Source organism: Bacillota bacterium, assembly GCA_012837285.1.
GTDB lineage: Bacteria > Bacillota > DTU030 > DUMP01 > DUMP01 > DUNI01.
This window is the reverse complement of record DURJ01000136.1, coordinates 1-3,007: the sequence shown is the minus strand read 5'-3', so window position 1 is coordinate 3,007 and position 3,007 is coordinate 1. Positions and strand designations below refer to the sequence as shown.

Annotated in this window: 4 protein-coding genes; 3 read left to right on the top strand and 1 reads right to left on the bottom strand. The window is 51.0% G+C overall.

What is annotated here, in order from left to right:
- Positions 1-398 precede the first annotated feature (398 nt).
- Positions 399-590: a hypothetical protein gene (locus GX016_08060; protein ID HHT71513.1), complete on the top strand. Its 192-nt coding sequence runs from the start codon at positions 399-401 to the stop codon at positions 588-590.
- 231 nt (positions 591-821) lie between these two features.
- Here GX016_08060 and GX016_08055 read toward each other — a convergent pair whose 3' ends face one another.
- The gene (locus GX016_08055; GenBank protein ID HHT71512.1) at positions 822-1,688 is read right to left on the bottom strand and encodes a DUF2935 domain-containing protein; all 867 of its coding nucleotides are present in this window, start codon (positions 1,686-1,688) and stop codon (positions 822-824) included.
- 144 nt (positions 1,689-1,832) lie between these two features.
- Here GX016_08055 and GX016_08050 point away from each other — a divergent pair, with 144 nt between their 5' ends.
- Together GX016_08050 and GX016_08045 are read left to right on the top strand one after the other, a co-directional pair.
- Positions 1,833-2,489: an N-acetylmuramoyl-L-alanine amidase gene (locus GX016_08050; GenBank protein HHT71511.1), complete on the top strand. Its 657-nt coding sequence runs from the start codon at positions 1,833-1,835 to the stop codon at positions 2,487-2,489.
- A gap of 332 nt (positions 2,490-2,821) precedes the next feature.
- Positions 2,822-3,007: DUF4153 domain-containing protein (locus GX016_08045; protein HHT71510.1), on the top strand; the 186-nt coding region annotated here is incomplete at its 3' end.

The window sequence follows — 3,007 nt, the reverse complement described above, 5'->3', positions numbered from 1 at the left end:
GCAAGGCATTAAGGTCACCCCCGGCCAGACGTAAAACCATGCGCAACGGACAGCCGAGAAATACCAACGCACCTAACATAACGAAGAAACTGAGAACGAACCTCAGTAGCGGTGACGAGCCCCCGGGCCCTAAACTCGCCGCTTGTTGTAGCCACAAGAAAAGAACCTAGAAAAAGCCCGGTACCTCCGGTCGCATGTACTGTACCACCTCAGCCCGATGCATTCCTAAAGCGCCGGCGATGTCACGAATAAACAGGCAACACAAATGCCCATGTTGGCTGGATTAACGGGCTTCATTAATAATACACTAAGAGCACCGACCACTGCTCCAGTTGCTAAAACAACCCTTTTTTGATTCATCAAACATTTCCCCCTTTCGCTCGCCCGATTTCGCCGAAATGCCCAGCTGGCGCCAGTGGGAAGTGTTAGGTAAAGCAGCGGTAAAAGTTATGGAACCTTATGAGGCCTTGGCTTATAGTCCCGAGGAAGTAGCCGATGCAATACAGCGAGAGGGCAACTTTTTGCGCTACATATTAACTAAAGAAAACGGTGGAGTATTTAGGCACCACCGTCTAGTAGGGGGTACGTAAGAAGTACAGGAAGCTGCTAAGGAGCCTCTTCGGAGGCTGCTTTTTGTTTTTGGTGTAGGCCTTCCCAGATGTCTTTGGCCTTCACTGGCCGTGGGGACGGTTCTTATGGCTGTTCAACACAGCAAAATAGCTTTTAAGGGCAGCGGCTACATACAGGAGTAAAGACGAGCCGGGAGTCCGGAAGGCGGCATTCTCGGAGGTGAGAGTCCTACCCCGGAGCGGCCGCAAGATCTATTCTTGCGGGTCTGCCAGCACTTGTTTGAGAACGGTAAGAACCTGGATGAAGTAGATGTCCTCACGCCGCATATGATCGACCAGCCGGGGCCAGAAGTTGGTCTGTCGACCGGGAATGGTGCAGCTAGAAACCTCATCGAACAAACGGGCCAGAAATTGTGCGTGTTGTTGAATTAGCTCCAGGCTGGTATCGATGAAACGGGCCGGGTTAGTCTTGGCTGTAAAGCCAGCAAGCACGGCATCGTGCAGCCGGTGCAGACGCTGTTCCCAACGCAGGGTCTCTCGGCGGTAGGACTCTTGTTCGGGACGGAAGCCCAGGGCCAATACCCCCATGTGCTCGAAAGCAATGCGTGACCAGAACAGCAGTTCTTCGTATGCAATCTCTTCTAACTCTTGGGGTAAGTGGGGGATAAAGACCTGAGGGGCAGTGGAAGCAATGCCTGGCATGGGCAGTCCTAGTTGTTCGCGCGTGGGACGGGGTTCCCCTTTGATTCGGGCCAGGATACCGGAAAAGAAAATGGCTTCACGGCGGATATGATCGATTAATCCCGCGGAGAGTATGGAGAGTATTCGGCAGGCTTCGATGCCGGCAGCAATGCTGCCCTTAAAGGCGATGAATTGCCCTACCAGTTCTTGCAGGGCGAAAAGAAATTCCGGGCTCGGCTCCGGCTGAACTTCGTTTTGTTGTTGAAAGACAGCAAAGCTCCGGGCAAAGTCGTTAGCGATCTGAAATGCTTCTTCCTCGGTAGGGTCAAAGCCGTTGCGCATGAAGCGACTGTGGTCGACCATTATTCCTAACCAGAAGCTGAGTTCCTGCCGAAGCGATAGCCCCTGCCAGCTTGTATTTTCTGGTCTAAGAGTCACCATAACACCCCCTTAGATAATATGCTGTAGTAGTTTATGCGAGAGGAGTGCCGGTGTTGAAACCACCAACACGACCTTTCCGGGATGGATAGTCAGTATATATAGTAGATGCTAGTTCAAATTACCAGCAGGGGTGATGTTATGCTGCCGATAACGAAGAAACTGATCCGGTACAACTTCTCCAGCCGGAGTAGGCAGAAGATATTGTACGTAGTTATCCACGACACTGGCAATCCGCGGGCAGATGCTAATGCCGAGGCCCACTTTCGCTATTTTAACGGTGGCAATAGAGGTTCCTCGGCCCACTACTTTGTGGATGACCGCACTATTGTTCAGACTGTGGCAGACGAAAACGCTTCTTGGCACTGTGGTGATGGGCGGGGTAGATACGGTATTACTAATGAAAACTCTATTGGAGTGGAAATATGCCTCAACGCCGATGGCGAATTTGACCAAGCTGTGGTGAATACTTTGGATCTTACGCAGCACCTGATGGAAAGACATTCAATCCCCATAGACAGAGTGGTGCGGCATTTTGATGCCAGCCGCACGATCTGCCCTAGAACCATGAGCGCCAATGACTGGGCTAGGTGGTGGGACTTCAAACGGACTTTGGCTGAAATGACAGACGAAGAGTTGAAACAGGCTGTACTGGTTTTTGAGCAAAACGGACTAATTGACTCTCCCGAGTATTGGCTGGAAAATGCACGGCGGGGAAAAACGATCAACGGGGAATATGCCGGCATCTTGATCAAGAGGGTTGCCGCCTTTATATCTGAGGCAGCCGGAGAGAATATGTAGATAGGAAGATCCTTCACTTCGCAAGATCCTTCACTTCGTTCAGGATGGACAATAAGGGGCTTTTGCGGCTATCTCGGACGCTTGGACGGTTTCCGTGGTTGGCTCGGCTGGTAAGCAAACATCCGGGGAGCCCTCAGTGAATGAGCTGAGGGTTCCCCGGATATTGTTTTTATGGGCACTAGCATTTTGGGAGGAATAATTGCCGCTGGAGCGAACTAAATGATAGGGAGCGGCCCGAGTGGACCGAGGGTACTAGGCCGAGCGAAGTTGAGTTGGACCTGATCGAAGGTATGAAGAGAAGCCCATTTTAAATAGAGAGGAAGAGATAAGACATGAAACGTTTGATTGAAGCGATCTTAAAGCTGGTTCAGGGACTGTCTGAAGCAGTTTTGCGTTTCCCGTGGACGGTATTGTGTTTACTTTGTACCACGGCCTTGACCTGCTACATGATTTCTCTACATAGGAGCCCCGATTTGATTATCCAGAAGCTGATGTTTGTCTTTTTGTTAGGTTCTTTC

Excerpts from the sequence above, each read along its gene's own strand:
- GX016_08060 (HHT71513.1), top strand. The coding sequence starts at position 399 with ATGCCCAGCTGGCGCCAGTGGGAAGTGTTAGGTAAAGCAGCGGTAAAA.